Source organism: Snodgrassella sp. W6238H11, from assembly GCF_016100525.1.
Classification (GTDB): domain Bacteria; phylum Pseudomonadota; class Gammaproteobacteria; order Burkholderiales; family Neisseriaceae; genus Snodgrassella; species Snodgrassella alvi.
Genome location: NZ_JACFSH010000002.1, coordinates 356,949 through 377,087, shown reverse-complemented (window position 1 = coordinate 377,087; position 20,139 = coordinate 356,949). Strand labels below are relative to the sequence as shown.

13 protein-coding genes are annotated in these 20,139 nt (G+C 41.0%); 7 read left to right on the top strand and 6 right to left on the bottom strand.

The features are described 5' to 3' along the window. Nucleotides 1-397: 397 nt before the first annotated feature. The 5 genes from mutY to H3V00_RS05125 form a co-directional block, all read right to left on the bottom strand. On the bottom strand, nt 398-1,471 hold the full coding sequence (gene mutY, locus H3V00_RS05145; RefSeq protein WP_198206886.1) for an A/G-specific adenine glycosylase: 1,074 nt from the start codon (nt 1,469-1,471) through the stop codon (nt 398-400). Nucleotides 1,472-1,741: 270 nt separating this feature from the next. Further along, a complete protein-coding gene (locus tag H3V00_RS05140; protein WP_198206887.1) occupies nt 1,742-3,136 on the bottom strand; it encodes a tetratricopeptide repeat protein in 1,395 nt (464 codons plus the stop codon). Between the two features lie 167 nt (nt 3,137-3,303). Beyond that, complete coding sequence (locus tag H3V00_RS05135) at nt 3,304-4,503, bottom strand: tetratricopeptide repeat protein (RefSeq protein WP_198206888.1); 1,200 nt, start codon at nt 4,501-4,503, stop codon at nt 3,304-3,306. 167 nt (nt 4,504-4,670) lie between these two features. After that, the gene (locus tag H3V00_RS05130) at nt 4,671-6,734 is read right to left on the bottom strand and encodes an SEL1-like repeat protein (RefSeq protein ID WP_198231793.1); all 2,064 of its coding nucleotides are present in this window, start codon (nt 6,732-6,734) and stop codon (nt 4,671-4,673) included. A 340-nt stretch (nt 6,735-7,074) separates the two neighbouring features. Continuing rightward, complete coding sequence (locus H3V00_RS05125) at nt 7,075-10,200, bottom strand: SEL1-like repeat protein (protein ID WP_198231792.1); 3,126 nt, start codon at nt 10,198-10,200, stop codon at nt 7,075-7,077. Nucleotides 10,201-10,535: 335 nt separating this feature from the next. On the opposite strand from H3V00_RS05125, the gene H3V00_RS05120 reads away from it, so the two are divergent. After that, nucleotides 10,536-11,594, top strand: coding sequence for a bifunctional transcriptional activator/DNA repair enzyme AdaA (locus H3V00_RS05120; protein ID WP_198206890.1), 1,059 nt, complete (start codon nt 10,536-10,538; stop codon nt 11,592-11,594). A gap of 121 nt (nt 11,595-11,715) precedes the next feature. Here the strand turns inward: H3V00_RS05120 and H3V00_RS05115 are convergent, their stop codons facing one another. After that, complete coding sequence (locus H3V00_RS05115) at nt 11,716-12,000, bottom strand: YciI family protein (protein WP_037391720.1); 285 nt, start codon at nt 11,998-12,000, stop codon at nt 11,716-11,718. A 202-nt stretch (nt 12,001-12,202) separates the two neighbouring features. Between H3V00_RS05115 and H3V00_RS05110 the strand changes: the two genes are divergently transcribed. From H3V00_RS05110 to H3V00_RS05085, 6 genes are all read left to right on the top strand, one after another. Then, complete coding sequence (locus tag H3V00_RS05110) at nt 12,203-13,360, top strand: class I SAM-dependent RNA methyltransferase (RefSeq protein WP_198206891.1); 1,158 nt, start codon at nt 12,203-12,205, stop codon at nt 13,358-13,360. After that, nucleotides 13,357-14,103 carry a pseudouridine synthase gene (locus H3V00_RS05105; RefSeq protein ID WP_198206892.1) on the top strand — a complete coding sequence of 249 codons (747 nt, stop codon included), beginning with the start codon at nt 13,357-13,359 and terminating at the stop codon, nt 14,101-14,103. Before H3V00_RS05110 ends, H3V00_RS05105 begins: the two co-directional genes overlap by 4 nt. Nucleotides 14,104-14,216: 113 nt before the next feature. Beyond that, nucleotides 14,217-14,879 carry a CsgG/HfaB family protein gene (locus H3V00_RS05100; RefSeq protein WP_198206893.1) on the top strand — a complete coding sequence of 221 codons (663 nt, stop codon included), beginning with the start codon at nt 14,217-14,219 and terminating at the stop codon, nt 14,877-14,879. A 32-nt stretch (nt 14,880-14,911) separates the two neighbouring features. After that, on the top strand, nt 14,912-15,268 hold the full coding sequence (locus H3V00_RS05095) for a DUF4810 domain-containing protein (protein WP_037390975.1): 357 nt from the start codon (nt 14,912-14,914) through the stop codon (nt 15,266-15,268). Beyond that, nucleotides 15,268-15,954, top strand: a complete 687-nt coding sequence (locus H3V00_RS05090) for a GNA1162 family protein (RefSeq protein ID WP_198206894.1) — start codon at nt 15,268-15,270, stop codon at nt 15,952-15,954. Before H3V00_RS05095 ends, H3V00_RS05090 begins: the two co-directional genes overlap by 1 nt. 295 nt (nt 15,955-16,249) lie before the next feature. Then, a complete protein-coding gene (locus H3V00_RS05085) occupies nt 16,250-20,080 on the top strand; it encodes a DUF3683 domain-containing protein (RefSeq protein WP_198206895.1) in 3,831 nt (1,276 codons plus the stop codon). The last annotated feature ends 59 nt before the right edge of the window (nt 20,081-20,139 follow it).

Here is a 20,139-nt window from a genome sequence, read left to right as displayed (position 1 = left end):
ACTGTTAACCAAGAAACATCAACGGCCTTGTTGCAGTTGTTGTTTTAATAAAATAAACGGTCGACTCGAATCTTCTTCCATTGTTTTATTCCCGGTTAAATAATCAGATACTTAATACAAAGAATTAAGCACACCTTACTGAAATAACAGCCTTCCCTTCTTTATTCTGTCTGAATAACTAGAACATCTGAAAGACAGCAATATTTCAGCAAGATAGCGTTTATACATATTTGTGATGTCAGCGTCAATTATATTTACGCTATACAAAACAAAAAACAATATTATTCACAATATATAATATTAATAACAATAATACGCACATAAAACAGACAAATTTAAAAATAAATATACGCAGCAAAATAGCGGTTAAAAATATGCTATTAACATAATAATCAAATTAAAAAAGACTGCTCTGTTTTACGTTCAGATAATCATATAACGGTTTAGGGATACCATATGCATTCAGATTATTGGCTGATACCCATTCACCAGTTATTGCACAAGATGCAGCATCCTGCCCGGTATTTATCTGGGCAACAAAAGGCAGAATATACAATTGACGATGAGTTAAACGATGACTGAATTCAATACCTTCAGTTAAATCTTCAGCAGTACAACCAAACTTTGCAGCAAGTTTATACAAATCATCCAGACTGTCTGCACATGGTACACACCATAAACCACCCCATATTCCTTTGGCAGGACGTTTATGTAAAAATATCGCACCATCGCAGTTATGTAAAACCAGCCAATATAACGATAAATTTTTTACACTTACAGCTTTTTTCTTACGCGGTAATTCAGCAATACGGTTCTGGGCATATGCCTGACACAGATCGTTCATCGGACATGAACAGCATATTGGCTTACTGCGCTTACATACCGTTGCTCCCAAATCCATCAACCCCTGAATATAAGCCGGCATATCTGCTGCATTAAGTGGCAGCAAAGCTTCTGCTTTGCGCCAGAGCTGATCTTCAAAAGTTTTATTCGCAATATCACCGTCCAGAGCAAAAACCCGGCACAATACCCGCTTTACATTACCATCCAGAATGGTTTCGCGTGCATCAAAGCAAAATGCAGCAATCGCTGCTGCCGTACTACGACCTACACCACATAAAGATTGTAATTCCACACGACTGTGTGGAAAATTTCCTGAAAATTCAGATATAACTTGCATGGCAGCCTTATGCAAATTGCGTGCACGACTGTAGTAGCCCAGCCCTTGCCACAAACCCAGCACTTCATCTTCATCAGCCGCCGCCAGTACCCGGACATCAGGAAATGCAGTCAGAAAGCGCGGATAATAATCAAGTACCGTGGACACCTGCGTTTGCTGCAACATAATTTCCGATAACCATACCTTATATGGTTCACGACACTGCCATGGCAGACCATGCCGGCCATGCTGACGCTGCCAAACTACCAGGCGAGGAGCAAACTCCGCCTCCTGCACTGCTTGTTTATTCATAACACCCTAATTTAACATAAAAAATTCATGATCAGCCTGAATAATTCAGGTAATAAACTAATATGGGTGATTATAGACATAAAACAAGAATCTGCTTTAGAAAAGCAAAATTATTTCATAATCATAAACAGAGAAATATTATCAATAGTATTAAATTTCATGATATAAAATTTAAATAACAGTGACTACTTATTAAAATCTACTGTTAAAAAATTTCAGCATTCATAGTTTTAAAATGAAAAAATAATATCCATGATAACCAATATGGTTTTATTTCAATTGATTGTATATTTCACATGCTTCCTGATTACCATTTTTACAGCTCTTACCGAATAATTCTTTAGCTATCCGTTTATTTTGTTTGACACCGGTACCATTCAAAAACATATAGGCCAGATTATACTGAGCATCTGCATTTTCCTGTTTAGCCGCCAGCTGATAATATTTGGCTGCTTTTGCAAAGTCCTGTTTCACTCCTTCACCATTCTCATACATATTAGCTAAGCTATTTTGTGAGAACGAATCTCCCTGGTCGGCAGCCAATTGGTAGTATTTTAATGATTTTATATAATCTTGTTTAACACCCTCTCCCTCACGATACAAATACCCCAAATGAGCCTGAGCACCAATTTTTCCCTGATCTGCCGCTAATTGAAAATATTTGACAGCCTCTTCATAATTCTGTTCTATCTCTGTACCTTTGAAATACATTAATCCCATATTATATTGTGCAGCTGCCAATCCCTTTTTAGCAGCAAGACGATAACACTGAGCAGCTCTCTGATAATCTTGTTCAATACCCTTACCATTAAACAACATCAGCCCTAAATTATAGATAGCGTAAGAATACCCTTTTTTGGCTGCCAGTTTATAATATTTAACTGATTTAGAATAATCAGCCGGGACAATCTGACCAAACTCATAAATTACACCCAGATTATATTGTGCAATTGCATTACCCTGATCAGCCGCTAATTTATAATATTTAATAGCTTCGGTATTATTTTGTTCAATACCACCATAGCCATATCTGTAATATGCACCAAGATTAAATAGTGATTCCGGACTGTTCTTTAATGCTGCAAGATGAAAATACTTTAAGGCTTGCTTGTGATTCTGTTTGACGCCTGAACCTTCGCTATACATCATACCCAGATTAGTCAGAGCATCGGCATGTCCTTGTTTAGCAGCCAGTTGATAATACTTAAATGCCTGCGCAAAATTTTGTTCTACCCCTATACCATTATAGTAAACATATCCTAAATGAAACTGTGCATTTATATTTCCTCTATCAGAGGCTAGCTGATAATAATATATAGCTTTATCATAATCCTGCTGAAGACTATTACCTTTTTCATACATGTTTGCCAGACTGAGCAAAGCATCTTCATTCCCTTGTTCAGCAGATAACCGGCAATAATAAAATGCCTTTGTAAAATCCTGTTTTACTCCTTCTCCATAGTAATACATCACGCCTAAATTATATTGAGCACCACTATCACCTTGTTCAGATGCTAACTTAAAATAGTTAAAAGCATTAATATAATTCTGCTCAACGCCTGCACCCTTGTAATACATTAATCCAATAGTAAATTGGGCATTAACATCTCCTTTTTTTGCCGCTTCCAGAACACATAAAAAATTATCTGAACTTTTTGTTTCCATCTTCTTATTATCCCTTTTACAGTAAGCTTTTAAATTTTTCAGAATATTTTTATCTGCAAATATAAATAACCTCAATCACAGAGATCAATAATAAAAAAGTTATGTAGCATTCAGACATCATCAAAAATTTTTGTACTACTTCTTTTATAAATTTTCTGAAAATACTTCTATTTCTTTATTCCAAAACCATTTTCTTGCATAAGCTCCAGATTATGCTGAGCTCCAGAGTGTCCTTGTTCTGCCGCCAGATTAAAGTACTCATATGCCTCTGCATAATTTTGCTCTGCTCCTTCACCATTTATATACATAAAACCCAGAGCAAATTGTGCATCACTATTTCCTTGTTCCGCAGCTGGCTTATAATATTCAAGACTTTTAATGAAGCTTTGTTCTACACCTTTACCATAATAATACATACTACCCGCATAATATTGAGCAATAGGATTCCCTTGCTCAGCGGCAGCCAGATAATACTCAAATGCTTTTGCATAATTCTGTTCTACACCATCACCGTTTTCATATAAAATACCTAAATTAATTTGTGCATCACTATTTCCCTGTTCTGCAGCCAGCTTATAATATTTATATGCCTCCGCATAATCCTGAGCAACACCTTCACCAGTTTTATAAATATATCCTAAAGTAAATTGTGCCTTACTATTACCCTGTTGCGCTGCTAACTGATAGTATTCAATACTTTTAGTATAATTTTGTTCTACGCCTTTTCCATAGTAATATAAATTAGCTAAGTTATACTGGGCAGTAACATCTCCTTGCGCAGCTGCAGCTGAATAATACTCAACCGCCTTTTCATAATTTTGCTCTACACCATAGCCGTTGTAATATAAAAATCCTAATTTACTTTGGGCAATATCAACTCCCTGTGCAGCTGCAGCCAAATAATACTCAGCTGCCTTTTCATAATTCTGCTCTACACCATAACCATCTTCATACAATATACCTAAATTACTCTGAGCATTTGCATTTCCCTGTGCAGCTGCAGCTGAATAATACTTAGCTGCCTTTTCATAATTCTGCTCTATACCATAACCATCACTATACAATATACCCAGATTACATTGAGCGGAAGCATCCCCCTGTGCAGCTGCAGCCGCATAATATTCAGCTGCCTTTTCATAATTCTGCTCTACGCCATAGCCCTCGCTATACAATAAACCTAAATTGAATTGTGCATCGATATTTCCCTGTTCGGCAGCCAATCTATAGTATTTATATGCTTCTACATAATTTTGCTCTGTTCCTTCTCCATCCTCATACATAACACCCAGAGCAAATTGTGCATCCGCATTCCCCTTTCGAGCCGCTTCCAGAGTACTTAAAAATTTATCTGATTTTTTAGTTTCCATCTTCTTATTATTCCTTTTACAGTAAGCTTTTAAACTTTTTCAGAATATTTTTATCTGCAAATATAAATAACCTCAATCATAGAGATCAATAATAAAAAAGTTATGTAGCATTCAGACATCATCAAAGATTTTTGTACTACTTTTTTATAAATTTTCTGAAAATACTTTTATTTCTTTATTCCAAAACCATTTTCTTGCATAAGCTCCAGATTATGCTGAGCTCCAGAGTGTCCTTGTTCTGCTGCCAGCTTATAGTATTTATATGCCTTTGTATAATTTTGCTCCGTTCCTTCTCCATCCTCATACATAAGACCAAGAGAAAATTGTGCATCACTATCTCCCTGTTCCGCAGCTAGCTTATAATATTCAATACTTTTAATATAGCTTTGTTCTACACCTCTACCATAATAGTACATACTACCTGCATAATATTGAGCGATAGGATTTCCTTGCTCAGCGGCAGCCAGATAATACCTAAATGCTTTTTTATAATTCTTTTCTACACCATTACCGTTTTCATATAAAATACCTAAATTAATTTGTGCATCACTATTTCCCTGTTCCGCAGCCAGCTTATAATATTTACATGCCTCTGTATAATTTTGCTCCTTTCCTTCTCCTTTTGCATACATAAGACCCAGAGAAAATTGTGCATCGCTATTGCCTTGTTGCGCAGCTAACTGAAAATATTCAAAGCTTTTAGCGTAATTCTGTTCTCTACCTTTACCGAAATAATACAAATCACCTAAATTAACTTGTGCATCAATATTTCCCTGTTCTGCTGCAAACTTATAATATTTGTATGCTTCTGCAAAATCTTGTTCTATTCCCCGTCCACATTCATATATAACACCCAGTTTATTTTGGGCATCGCTATTACCCTGTTGCGCAGCTAATTTATAATATTTAATACTTTTAATGTAATTCTGTTCTACACCTTTACCGAAATAATACAAATCACCTAAATTACACTGTCCAGTGGCATTTCCATGCTCAGCAGCTGCTGCAATATACTCAAATGCTTTTGCATAATCCTGTTCTACACCAAAACCATACTTATATAAAATACCTAAATTAATTTGTGCATCAATATTTCCCTGTTCAGCAGCCAGTCTATAGTATTTATATGCTTCAGTATAATCTTGTGCTGTCCCCTCTCCATCTCTGTACATATTACCCAGATGAAATTGCACATCACTATCACCTTGTTGCACAGCTAATCGATAATACTTAATTGCTTTTGCATAATTCTGTTCTACACCCTTACCCTCATAATACAAAGTGCCTAAATTGATTTGTGCCCTAATATTTCCTTGTTCAGCAGCCAGCTTAAAGTATTTATATGCTTCTGCATAATTTTGCTCTGTTCCCTTACCCTTCTCATACATGATACCCAGAGTAAATTGGGCATCACTATTTCCCTGTTCCGCAGCTGGCTTATAATATTCAAGACTTTTAATGAAGCTTTGTTCTACACCTTTACCATAATAATACATACTACCTGCATAATATTGAGCGATAGGATTTCCTTGCTCAGCGGCAGCCTGATAACACTCAAATGCTTTTGCATAATTCTGTTCTACACCATCACCGTTTTCATATAAAATACCTAAATTAACTTGTGCATCACTATTTCCCTGCTTGGCAGCCAGCTTATAGTATTTATATGCTTCTGCATAATTTTGCTCTGTTCCCTTACCTTTCTCATACATGATACCCAGAGTAAATTGAGCATCACTGTCACCCTGTTGCGCAGCCAACTGACAATACTCAAAGCTTTTAGTGTAATTCTGTTCTGTGCCTTTACCGAAATAATACAAATCACCTAAGTTATACTGAGCAATAGCATCTCCCTGCTTAGCCGCAGCTGCATAACATTCAAATGCTTTTGCATAATCCTGTTCTACACCATCACCATTTTCATACAATAGACCTAAATTATACTGAGCAATAGCATCTCCCTGTGCAGCTGCAGCTGCATAATATTCAGCTGCCTTTTCATAATTCTGCTCTACTCCATAACCCTCGCTATAAAATAAACCTAAATTGACTTGTGCTCCAATGTTTCCCTGTTCAGCAGCCAGCCTATAGTATTTATATGCCTCTGCATAATTTTGCTCTGTTTCTTCTCCGTTCTCATACATAGCACCCAGGTTAAATTGGGCATCCGCATCTCCTTTTTGAGCCGCTTCCAGAGTACTTAAAAATTTATCTGATTTTTTTGTTTCCATATACTTATTATTCCTTTTACAAGGTTGCTTTTAAAATATTCTCAATTTATTGTATTTATAAAATACAGATAAACCTAAATGCTGATACCAATAACAAAAATAGTCATCATTTTGTATATCATTAGCAATCATTCTTAATATTCTTAATATTCTTAATATTTGTATTGAGTATAAACAGTGAATATAAAAAATCTGCTTTTAAAATATCGGATTTCAGACTTTTTTTAAATATCATTAATCATCGAATTAATTCTATTTAATTTTTCAATCATACTTTAATACAGTAATGTTTATTCAGCCTGAATACTACGCTTTATTTCTTCCATCAGTTTTAGATTAATCACTGATAAAATCTACGTGTCCCCGTTTTTTTGTATACAGCGCTTCTTTTGATCAGTTGCTGGCCAAAGCGTTTATTTTTTTTCACACCCTGACCATCGGCATACATTATTCCTAAATTGTGCCATGCCTCTGTTTCACCCCGTTTTGCTGCCAAACAAAAGTAATATACTGCTTTCATATAATTCTGCCGTACACCATTTCCTGAGAGAAACATAAGTCCTAACTTATTTAGTGCTCCTCTATGTCCTTTTCTGGCGGCTGAATAAAAATAATCCCTTGCTATTTTAAAATTTTGTTTTATTCCCTTACCTTCAGCATACATGCATCCCAGTTCATTCTCGGCATTAACATGCTTTTGCGTAGATGCTTGTAAATAATATTTATAAGCATTAATCTTACTCAGTTTTACTCCAAGATCTTTACAATACATCAAACCTAGTTGATATTGTGATTCACTATAGTCTTGTTGCGCAGCTAACTGATGATATTCAAAACTTTTGTTGTAATTTTTTTCTACACCTCTACCATAGCAATATAAATTACCTAAATTACTCTGGGCAACAGCATGTCCCTGTGTAGCAGCTGCTAAATAATACTCTGCTGCCTTTTCATAATTCTGCTCTACACCATCGCCATTTTCATACAATACACCTAAATTACACTGAGCATTTGCATTTCCCTGTGCTGCTGCAGCTGAATAATACTCTGCTGCCTTTTCATAATTCTGCTCTCCACCATAGCCATCTTCATACAATATGCCTAAATTATATTGGGCAGAAGCATATCCCTGTGCTGCTGCAGCTGAATAATACTCTGCTGCCTTTTCATAATTCTGCTCTACACCATAGCCATCTTTATACAATATGCCTAAATTACTCTGACCAGCAGCACATCCCTGTTCAGCTGAAGCTGAATAATACTCTGCTGCCTTTTCATAATTCTGTTCTACACCATAACCATCTTCATACAATATACCTAAATTACACTGGGCAGCAGCATCTCCCTGTTCTGCTGCGGCCGAATAATACTCTGCTGCCTTTTCATAATTCTGCTCTACACCATCGCCGTTGTGATATAAAAATCCTAAATTACATTGGGCAGCAGCATGTCCCTGTGCTGCTGCAGCTGAATAATATTCTGCCGCCCTTTCATAGCTCTGATCTACACCATCGCCCTTTTCATAGTATAAACCTAAATTAAATTGGGCATTACTATCCCCCTGTTGCGCAGCTAATTTATAATACTCAGCCGCTTTTTCATAATTCTGCTCTACACCATAACCATTTTCATATAATCTACCTAAATTACACTGGGCAACAGCATCTCCCTGTTCAGCTGCAGCCGAATAATATTCAACCGCCTTTTCACAGCTCTGATCTACACCATCGCCCGTTTCATACAATACACCTAAATTACACTGAGCATTTGCATGTCCCTGTTCAGCTGCAGCTGAATAATACTCTGCTGCCTTTTCATAATTCTGCTCTACACCATCACCATTTTCATACAATATACCTAAATTACACTGGGCATTAGCATATCCCTGTTCAGCTGCAGCTGCATAATATTCAACCGCCTTTTCATAATTCTGCTCTACACCCTCGCCATTTTCATACAATCTACCTAAATTACACTGGGCAGCAGCATGTCCCAGTTCAGCTGCAGCTGAATAATATTCAAATGCCTTTTCACAGCTCTGATCTACACCCTCGCCATTTTCATACAATACACCTAAATTACACTGAGCATTTGCATGTCCCTGTGCTGCAGCAGCTGAATAATACTCTGCTGCCTTTTCATAATTCTGCTCTACACTATCGACCGTTTCATAGCATACACCCAAATTAAATTGGGCAGCAGCATTTCCCTGTGCAGCTGCAGCCAAATAATACTCAACCGCCTTTTCATAATTCTGCTCAACACCATCACCATTTTCATACAATCTACCTAAATTACATTGGGCAGCAGCATCTCCCTGTTCAGCTGCAGCTGAATAATATTCAACTGCCTTTTCATAGCTCTGATCTACACCCTCGCCCTTTTCATAGCATACACCCAAATTAAATTGGGCAGCAGCATCTCCCTGTGCAGCTGCAGCTGAATAATACTCTGCTGCCTTTTCATAATTCTGCTCTACACCTTGACCATATTCATATAGAATACCTAAACTCAATAGTGCACTAATATTTCCGAGCCGGGCAGCCTGCTTAAAATATTTATGTGCCTCTGCATAATCCTGAGCAATTACCTCTCCAACGTCATAAATATATCCTAAAGTGTATAGTGCTTCACTATCACCTTGTTGCGCGGCTAATTTATAATATTCAAAGCTTTTAGTGTAATTTTGTTCTACTCCTTTTCCAAAGTAATATAAATTACCTAAATAACGCTGAGCAGTAGCATCTTCCTGTTGCGCGGCTAACTGATAGTATTCAAAGCTTTTAGTGTAATTTTGCTCTACTCCTTTTCCAAAGCAATATAAATTACCTAAATTGACTTGTGCATCGATATTTCCCTGTTCGGCAGCCAGCTTATAGTATTTATATGCCTCTGTATAATTTTGCTCCGTTCCTTTTCCATCCTCATACATAAGACCAAGAGAAAATTGTGCATCACTATTACCTTGTTGCGCAGCTAACTGAAAATATTCAAAGCTTTTAGTGTAATTCTGTTCTGTACCTTTACCGAAATAATACAAATCACCTAAGTTATACTGAGCAATAGCATCTCCCTGCTTAGCCGCAGCTGCATAACATTCAAATGCTTTTGCATAATTCTTTTCTACACCATCACCATTTTCATACAATAGACCTAAATTATACTGGGCAATAGCATCTCCCTTCGCAGCTGCAGCTGCATAATATTCAGCTGCCTTTTCATAATTCTGTTCTACGCCATTACCATACGCATATAAAAGACCTAAATTGACTTGTGCATCAATATTTCCCTGGTCTGCAGCAAGTTTATAGTATTTATAGGCAGCTACATAATTTTGCTCTGTTCCTTTTCCATCCTCATACATAAGACCCAGAGCAAATTGTGCATCCGCATCTCCTTTTTGAGCTGCTTCCAGAGTACTTAAAAACTTATCTGATTTTTTTGTTTCCATCTTTTCATTACTCATTTTGCAAAACCGATTTATATTATTTTCACAATATTTTTATTTTAAATTACAAAGAGATTAAATCATACAATCTAATAATTCAAATTATAAAAATAGTTATCCATTTTTCGGTTGTTATTGTCAGCATTAATTTTTAATATCTTTTTATTTACTGCTACATCAACAGAAACTACATCGGAGCAAATTTAGCTATGCTCATTCCAGAACCTAATTACATAATCTTTTAACTTTAAATAAGCCTAATGAAATTATGCAAAAAAAGTAATTTAACTACACCATTGCAGGCAGATGAATTGGTTTACAGTGTTCACAAAATACAGGAAAGTATATTTTAAATGCCAGTTACAGAGATAAATGAAATCAAAAAATACTATCAGGCCTTACTCACAAAAGATCAAAGTTATGTTGGTATTTTTTATGCAGGTGTGAAAACCACCTCAATATTTTGTATCGCAACATGCAGAGCAAAAAAGCCTAAATTAGAAAACACAGAATTTTTTTATACAGTCAAAGAAGCTCTGAATGCAGGTTACCGCCCATGTAAAATTTGCCGTCCGACTGAAAATGCCAATGAGGCACCCGAACAGATTATTAATGCCATAAAAATGATTACTCAGAATCCGAAGATAAAAATTTCTGATTCCGTATTAAGAGAACATGAAATCAGTCCGGAAATTGTTCGCCGCTGGTTTAAAAAAAATTATGGAATTACTTTTCAGGCATATCAGAGAATGTACCGGATTAATCAGGCATATCAGGAATTGAAAACCGGTAAAAAAATAATAGATGTCGCTTTCGATAATGGTTATGGATCATTAAGCGGCTTTGGCTATATCTATAAAAAAATTGCTAAAAACTCACCATCCAGCCATTTAAACAACAATATCATACTTATTAACCGGCTGACCACGCCTATAGGTCCAATGTTTGTCTGCACCACGCAACAGGGAGTCTGTTTGCTGGAATTTGTCGACCGGCGGATGTTAGAAACAGAGTTTAAACAATTACAGCAATTACTGAATGCCACAATTATTTTTGGTGAAAATGAACATATCATTCAGACCAGAATTCAAATTAAGGAATATTTTGAAGGAAAACGAAAATATTTTTCTATTCCACTACATACTCCCGGCACTGATTTTCAACAGGCTGTCTGGAATTGTCTCAAACAGATCCCCTACGGAGAACTCACTACCTATAAACAACAGGCAGAAAAAATGCATAATCCTCAGGCAGTCCGAGCTGTAGCCAATGCCAATGGTTTCAATCGTATTGCTATTATTATCCCCTGTCACAGAGTAATTGGCTCCAATGGTAAATTAACCGGCTACGGCGGTGGGCTGGAACGTAAAAAATGGCTGATTGACCATGAAAAAAGTAATCTTAAATCATAAAATTGTTTACACATCAGGTTAATAAAACCAGTAATACTATTTGAGCGTCAGTATAATGATGATTTACCGTTTATCTGCCTGTAACACAAAAAACAAGTAAACATCATTCTGAAAATGTTTTTTAAATAAACGCTTCAAAACCTGATGCATATTTTGTTGGTATAAATTCAATCAGTTCATATTCGGCAATCTGATGAATGTAAAACGGATCTTTAACCATAATAGACTGCGCCGATTCTTTACTGGCCGCCCGGCACAGAATAACTCCGCCGATGCGCGGTACCTGCCGGCCGGAAGCAATAAAATCACCACTATCATAGTGTTCCTGCAAATAATTCAGATGAGCAGGCAAATATTTTTCTACTTCTTCTATCGACTTCAAATAATGCAGCTTAAAAATAAACATGGTATTTATCCCCGATTAATTAGACATATACAGACTTCTTGTCCCTTTTCATCTTAAGGTTATCTTCACGCTTAATCACTCAAATTTGCAAACCCGAAAACATAAACAATAGTCAGCACATAAACTTCAATATTACAATCATACTATTTATACATGCGCAAACCAATTTAGCATGTCCTATCTTCTTTAAATAAAGTACTGCATGAATTCATATTCTCTTTTCGTAAGCTGTCCGCGCGGGCTGGAAACCATATTAAATCAGGAACTGGTTACCCTGGGCTGTGAGCAGATTCATAATCGTGACGGCGGTATCGCACTTACAGGTGATTTAGCCAGCGTATACAAAATTAATCTGCACAGCCGTGTAGCCAGCCGGGTACTTATCCGTCTGACTACCGGCCACTTTCGCAACGAAAACGAAATTTATCAACTGGCCCGGAAAATCTGCTGGCCTGAATGGTTTGACATAGATAAAAATTTCAAAATTCATATTGAAGGCAAACAGGCACAAATCAACAGCCTTAATTTTGCTGCCCTCAAAGTAAAAGATGCTATCTGCGATGTATTTCGTGATAAAACCGGCCGCCGCCCCAGTATAGAAAAATTTCGTCCGGATATCCGCATTCATGTCTTTATTGAGAAAAACGAAATATCTGTTTATCTGGACAGCAGTGGTGAAGCCTTATTTAAACGAGGCTACCGCAGTGACACCGGTGAAGCACCATTACGTGAAAATCTGGCAGCCGGTTTACTGTTACTGGCCGGCTATAACGGCAGCCAGCCCTTCATGGATCCTTTTTGCGGCAGTGGTACCCTTGCCATTGAAGCCGCACTGATTGCCACCGGCACAGCACCCGGGCTAGAACGTGCTTTCGGTTTTGAAAAGCTGAATAATTATAATGATAATTTATGGCAGCAGCTGCGTCGCGCTGCTCAGGCAGCCATACACCAACCATCTGCACCGATTTTCGGAGCAGATATTGATAGCAGGCTAATCAGACTGGCTCAGGACAACGCCCGCTATGCCGGTATGGAGCAATATATTCAATGGCAGGTAACTGATGCTCTGGATACCCGTCCGAACGGAAAAAACGGCATCATGATAAGCAATCCGCCTTATGGTGTCCGCCTTTCTGAAATTCAGCTTTTACATGCTTTATATCCCCAATTAGGCAGCTGGCTGAAACAACATTTTGCCGGCTGGCTGATCGGTATGTTCAGCGCCGACCGTGATATGCCCAAACTGATGCGTCTGTCGCCAAAACGTAAAATCCCATTGTTTAACGGTAATCTGGATTGCCGCCTGTTCCTGCTGGATATGGTAGCCGGTTCTAATCGACAAAAAGAGCATATAGCATGACAACTACAGAACAAAACGAAGCTCAGCGTCTGTCAAAGCGCATGGCGCAACTGGGTTTATGCTCACGCCGTGAAGCAGACAACTATATTGAAAAGGGCTGGGTAAAAGTTAATGGTAAAACTGCCGTACTTGGACAAAAAGTTTTTAATAGTGATCGCATCGACCTCGACCGGCAGGCGCACCGTCAGCAAGCCGAACGCGTTACCATTCTACTGAATAAACCAGTAGGCTTTGTCAGCGCGCAACCGGAAAAAGGTTATCGTGCGGCCGTTGAGCTGATTACCGAAGCCAACCACTGGCAGGAAGACAAAAGCCGGATTCAGTTTCAGCCGGAGCATACACGCCATCTGGCGCCGGCCGGCCGTCTGGATATCGATTCAGTAGGCTTGCTGGTACTTACTCAGGACGGGCGTATTGCCAAACAGCTGATCGGTGAACACAGTGGTATCGAAAAAGAGTATCTCGTACGCGTAACCGGCAAACTGAGTGAAAGCGGTCTGGCGCTGCTGAACCACGGATTAAGTCTTGACGGTGAAAAACTGCGGCCGGCTAAAGTCAGCTGGCAAAATCAGGATCAGCTGCGCTTTATACTTAAACAAGGTAAAAAACGCCAAATCAGGCGCATGTGTGAACTGGTAGGCTTACGTGTAACCGGTCTGAAACGGGTACGCATGGGTAAAATCAAACTGGGTGCCCTGCCACCGGGGCAATGGCGTTATTTAAGCCCGCAGGAAAAATTCTGATACTCTGTATCCTGAACGGATATAAATTATATTTAATTGAAAATACTAATAATATCTTTTAACATCAATATTTTCCCAGATACAAGCTGAAGAAATAATATATGCAGCTCAATATGAAAAAAATTTATCTTACCCTGCTGAGTGCCAGCCTGCTATCCGCTTGTGCAACAGAAACATCACAAGTAATCAACACTCCCAAAGTAACCACTTATCAGCAAGCATACAACGGCATAAAAACTCAGCTGGCTGTAGGGAAGTTTGACAGCCGTGGTAATCTGGGCGGCGGTATTTTCAGCAACAGCAATAATCAGCTTACCAGTCAGGCGAAAACCATTCTGATGACTGATTTACAGCAAACAGGTCGTTTTATTGTTCTGGATCGTACTAATCTGGATGAAATCCGTAATGAAGCCAATATCAATGGTATGCAACAAAAGCTCAAGGGCGCGCGCTACATTGTAACTGGTGATATTTCAGAATTCGGACGTAAAACTATAGGTGATGAACAATTATTCGGCATTCTTGGTCAGGGAAAAACTCAGGTAGCCTATGCCAAAGTTACCCTTAACATCATTGATGTGCAAACAGCAGAAATCGTTTATTCAAGTCAGGGTGCCGGAGAATTCAAACTTTCCACACGCGAAATACTCGGTACCGGCGGCTATGCCAGCTATGACGGAACCCTTAACGGAAAAGTGCTTGATTTAGCCATTCGAGAAGCAGTAAACAATCTGGTTAATGGCATTGAATCAGGACAATGGAATCCTCAACCTTAACATAAAACCTTTCTGCACACATCAAATCCGAAATGAAAAAAATAATAACAACCGCCATCGCGACCCTGATACTGGCTGTATGCGCTCATCAGAGTCAGTCTGCCACACTTTACTACTGGGGTGATTATCACAAACTGCAATATCAGGCACTGGACGGTAAAACCTCACTGGAAGAACAGATTGCCGGTATGGAAAAATATTTTATTGATGCCGCCAATCATCACAGTAAGCCGGCACCGGGAGCCCATGCACATCTGGGGATGCTGTATGCACAGGCCGGCAACCGCGCCGGTGCTAAAGCTCAGTTTGAAAAAGAAAAAGCCGCTTTTCCCGAATCAGCAACTTATATGAACTTCCTGTTAAAAAATATTGACAAAGATAAATCATAATGCGCTTTTTCAAATTACTGCTTTCTCTGGCGGTTACTACTTTACTTTACGCCTGTACCACCTCTCATTACCAGCCGCAGCCGCATGATTACAGCAAATTCCGGCAAAGTGATCCGCATTCTATTCTGGTATTACTGCCCACCAGCTCCTCAGTTGATACAAAAGCACCATATGCTGTATTGGCTCAGACAACACAACCATTAGCTGAATCAGGTTATTATGTTTTTCCTGTAGCTCTGGTTAATGAAACATTTAAAGACAATGGCCTGAATGATGGAGCTGAAATTCAGGCAATAGACATAAATAAAATCAGACAGATTTACAATCCTGATGCCATCCTGTACTTAAACATAAAAGACTATGGCACAAAATACAAAGTAATCAGCAGCGTTACCACAGTTACCGTAGAAGCCAAACTGATAGATGCTAAAAACGGTTCGATTATCTGGAGCGGAGAAAAAAATATCACCATAGATTCCAGTAATAATAGCAACAATGATATTTTTTCACTGATAGTCAATGCCGTGATTACACAGATTTCAAATAAAGTCTCCGATAAAGCTTATATCGTTGCCGGTGCAGTAGATACCGGTTTACTGTCAGCTGAGGAAACTAATGGCATAGTCTTCGGACCTTACAATCCCGGATATAAAAAACCGGTTATCCCCGTTGAATCTGTAAATTAACTTACCTCTCTCAATAAAAGCATCTTTACAGACTTACATGCCAATCAATCATTCTGCATTTAAACTGTAAGTACCCAAAAGCCGGAAAGCATCCGGCCAAATAATAAAATGCACCTTTAAAAACGGGTACATGAAACAAAATACCATCAAACCAGCAGATTTTTCCATTGCCATTACCACTGTTTTCACCTAAATTGTTATCAGACAAAACTGCGAAAAGTAAAGTAAACAGTTAAAATAACCAATTTACAGCCTTACCAATTTAACGCCAGCAGAGCGGAACGGAACACGTTTAATGAGCACACAAGCCAGTCAGCGTATACGCGAAATCCCCTATAACTACACCTCTTATTCCGACAGAGAAATAGTCATACGTCTGCTCGGCAGCCATTCATGGGATTTATTGCAACAGCTGCGCGAGCAAAGACGAACCGGCCGCTCAGCACGAATGCTGTTTGAAATACTCGGAGATATCTGGGCAGTTATCCGCAATCCTTACCTGATTGACGACCTGCTCGAACACCAGCATCGCCAGCAGGCGCTGGTTAAAGAAATGCGCCACCGCCTCAGCGAAATTCAGAAACGGCGCGACAACAACCAGATGGTCGGGCAGCTGATAAAAAGCACAGAGCAGGCCATCAGCGATTTTGACAGCAGCTTTGGCAAAACCCGCAGCAAACGCGAACAGGTATTCAACCGCCTGCGTAAAATCACCCACAAAGACAACATTATGTTCGACGGGCTGGCGCGCGTCAGCCACGTTACCGATGCTACCGACTGGCGTGTTGAATACCCTTTTGTAGTTATCAACCCGGATCACGAAAAAGAAGTTGCACCGCTTGTACGCGCTTTAATTGAGCTGGAGCTCACCATCATTCCGCGCGGCGGCGGTACCGGCTATACCGGTGGTGCTATTCCGATGGACGCCATGAGCGCCGTAATCAATACCGAAAAACTCGACCAGTACAGCCCGGTTGCCTTACAGCAACTGCCCGGGCTGGAAGGCACTTATCCGGTAATTACCTGCGGTGCCGGAGTAGTTACCCGCCGTGTAGAAGAAGCGGCCAGTGCTGCCGGCTGGGTTTTTGCCGTAGACCCGACATCTGCCGATGCCTGCTGTATCGGCGGCAACGTAGCCATGAATGCCGGCGGTAAAAAAGCCGTATTGTGGGGCACCACTCTGGATAATCTGGCGTGGTGGAAAATGGTCAACCCTCAGGGGCAATGGCTGAAAATAGAACGTGTACGCCATAATTTCGGCAAAATCCACGACGAAACCACCGCCATATTTGACATACATACCCTTGATAACGACGGCTACAGCATCCTTAAAACCGAGCGTCTCGAAGTACCCGGGCAGCGTTTCCGCAAAGTGGGTCTGGGTAAAGACGTCACCGATAAATTCCTTGCCGGCGTACCGGGTGTGCAGAAAGAAGGCACGGATGGCATCATCACCTCTGCTGCTTTCGTTTTGCATCGCATGCCTAAATACACCCGTACCATCTGTATGGAGTTTTTCGGCACCGTAGCCAATGCCACCCCGTCTATCGTCGAAGTGCGCAACTACATGCTTAACCATAAAACCGTCAAACTGGCGGGACTGGAGCATCTCGACTGGCGCTACGTGCGCGCCGTAGGCTACGCCACCAAAGCAGCTGGCAAAGGCCGCCCGAAAATGGTATTACTGGCCGACATCGTTTCAGATGATGAAAATGAAGTACAGGCAGCAGCAGCTCATATCGTGCGGCTGGCCAACGCCCGCTGCGGCGAAGGCTTTATCGCCGTTACCCCTGAAGCACGCAAAACTTTCTGGCTCGACCGCTCACGTACGGCCGCCATCGCCCGCCATACCAATGCGTTTAAAATCAATGAAGACGTTGTTATCCCTCTTGAACAGCTTGGCAGCTATTCCGACGGTATCGAACGCATCAACATTGAGCTGTCGATTCAGAACAAACTTGCCCTGTGCGCTGCCATCATCGAATATCTGCAAACCAAATTGCCGGTAGATAAACTCGATACCGACCTTTCCAGCGCCGAGCTGCTCGGCTTTCGCAAACAGCATGCCCTTGATTACATCACCGGCATTCAGACCCGCTGGACATGGCTGCTCAACCATCTCGACACACCACTGGCCGACTATCTGCAGCAGTTTCCGCAAAAACTTGAAGACAACGAACCGGCTGGCGACCAGAGCTGCTTTATCGCCATGCGTGATTTTCATCTGCGCGTATCCATTAAACGCGACATCATGCAGCCACTGGCCGAAATATTCAGCGGCAAAACCGATACCCTGATACTGGAAAAACTCGACGAAATTCACCGCCATATCATCCGCGGCCGTGTCTTCGTTGCCCTGCATATGCATGCCGGTGACGGCAATGTCCATACCAACATACCGGTTAATTCCGACGATTACGACATGCTGCAAACTGCCCATCATGCCGTAGACCGCATCATGGCACTGGCGCGCAGCCTTAATGGCGTTATTTCCGGTGAACACGGCATCGGCATTACCAAAATCGACTACCTGACACAGGCAGAAATGCAGCCCTACTGGGATTACAAACAGCAGGTAGACCCGCACGGCCATTTTAACCGCGGCAAACTGATGCCCGGTGCCAACCTCGACAAAGCCTATACTCCCTCTTTTGAGTTGCTGGGCGTAGAATCCCTGATTATGGAACAGTCCGAGCTGGGTAAAATTGCCCACTCCATCAAAGACTGTCTGCGCTGCGGCAAATGTAAACCCGTGTGCAGTACCCATGTACCGCGCGCTAACCTGCTGTACTCACCGCGCAATAAAATTCTGGGTGTCGGTCTGCTTACCGAAGCCTTCCTGTACGAAGAGCAAACCCGCCGCGGCGTTTCCCTGAAACATTTTGATGAACTGAACAGCGTGGCCGATCACTGTACCGTGTGCCACCGCTGCATAAAACCCTGTCCGGTAAAAATCGACTTTGGCGACGTCACCGTAGCCATGCGCAACTACCTGCGCAAAGCCGGTAAAAAGAAATTCAATCCCACCGTCTACATGGGCATGGCCTTTCTTAACGCCACCGACCCCAGAACCATCAAAGCCCTGCGTACAGGCGTCGTTAAGGCCGGCTTCAGACTGCAAAACTGGGGCTATGAAATGGGTAAGCACTTTAGCCTTGGCTGGCTGAAGCGCCAGAAAACCGCACCGCGTGCCACCACCGCCAAGCCGGAAATCCGCGAACAGGTAATACATTTTATCAACCGCCCTTTACCGCGCCACGTACCGATTAAAACAGCCCGTGCCCTGCTGAATATCGAAGACAGCACCACCGTACCGATTATCCGCAATCCGCAGATCAGCGATGAAGCCGAAGCTGTTTTCTACTTTCCCGGCTGCGGCTCCGAGCGACTGTTCAGCCAGATAGGTCTCGCTACTCAGGCCATGCTCTGGCATGTGGGCGTCCAAACCGTCTTACCGCCGGGCTATCTGTGCTGCGGCTACCCGCAAACTGCCGACGGTAATAAAGACAAAGGCGATAAAATCACCATGGACAACCGCGTACTGTTCCATCGTGTAGCCAATACCCTGAACTATCTGGATATCAAAACCGTAGTTGTAAGCTGCGGAACCTGTTACGACCAGCTCAAAGATTATCACTTCGATAAAATTTTCCCCGGCTGCCGCATACTCGATATTCATGAATACCTGCTGGAAAAAGGCCTGAAACTGAACGGCGTAAAAGGCCGGCAATACCTGTATCACGACCCCTGCCATACCCCGATTAAAACCACACAGCCGATAAAAGTTGTGAATGAGCTGATGGGGCAGAACGTACCTCTGTCAGACCGCTGCTGCGGTGAATCCGGCATGTTTGCCGTCAGCCGGCCGGATATCGCCACACAGGTACGCTTCCGCAAACAGGAAGAAATCGAAAAAGGCAAAGCCAAGCTGCCTAAGGGCGAACCGGTAAAAATCCTTACCAGCTGCCCCGCCTGCCTGCAAGGCTTGAGTCGCTATACTGATGATGCAAATATCAAGGCCGATTATGTAGTGATTGAAATGGCCAAACATATACTGGGCGAAAACTGGCAGGATGAATTTGTGCAGAAAGCCAGTAACGGAGGGATTGAGCGGGTGTTACTGTAAATAGGATTAAAAAAAGGTTGCTACTTTACTAAATAGCAACCTTTTTTATTAAGTCTGAT

Bases quoted from the DNA above. Each gene is read 5' to 3' on its own strand.
- H3V00_RS05135 (WP_198206888.1), bottom strand. From the start codon at position 4,503: ATGGAAACTAAAAAATCAGATAAATTTTTAAGTACTCTGGAAGCGGCT.
- H3V00_RS05125 (WP_198231792.1), bottom strand. From the start codon at position 10,200: ATGAGTAATGAAAAGATGGAAACAAAAAAATCAGATAAGTTTTTAAGT.
- H3V00_RS05115 (WP_037391720.1), bottom strand. From the start codon at position 12,000: ATGTTTATTTTTAAGCTGCATTATTTGAAGTCGATAGAAGAAGTAGAA.
- H3V00_RS05090 (WP_198206894.1), top strand. From the start codon at position 15,268: ATGCGCTTTTTCAAATTACTGCTTTCTCTGGCGGTTACTACTTTACTT.
- H3V00_RS05085 (WP_198206895.1), top strand. From the start codon at position 16,250: ATGAGCACACAAGCCAGTCAGCGTATACGCGAAATCCCCTATAACTAC.
- H3V00_RS05095 (WP_037390975.1), top strand. From the start codon at position 14,912: ATGAAAAAAATAATAACAACCGCCATCGCGACCCTGATACTGGCTGTA.
- H3V00_RS05110 (WP_198206891.1), top strand. From the start codon at position 12,203: ATGAATTCATATTCTCTTTTCGTAAGCTGTCCGCGCGGGCTGGAAACC.
- mutY (WP_198206886.1), bottom strand. From the start codon at position 1,471: ATGAATAAACAAGCAGTGCAGGAGGCGGAGTTTGCTCCTCGCCTGGTA.
- H3V00_RS05120 (WP_198206890.1), top strand. From the start codon at position 10,536: ATGCCAGTTACAGAGATAAATGAAATCAAAAAATACTATCAGGCCTTA.
- H3V00_RS05105 (WP_198206892.1), top strand. From the start codon at position 13,357: ATGACAACTACAGAACAAAACGAAGCTCAGCGTCTGTCAAAGCGCATG.
- H3V00_RS05130 (WP_198231793.1), bottom strand. From the start codon at position 6,734: ATGGAAACAAAAAAATCAGATAAATTTTTAAGTACTCTGGAAGCGGCT.
- H3V00_RS05100 (WP_198206893.1), top strand. From the start codon at position 14,217: ATGAAAAAAATTTATCTTACCCTGCTGAGTGCCAGCCTGCTATCCGCT.
- H3V00_RS05140 (WP_198206887.1), bottom strand. From the start codon at position 3,136: ATGGAAACAAAAAGTTCAGATAATTTTTTATGTGTTCTGGAAGCGGCA.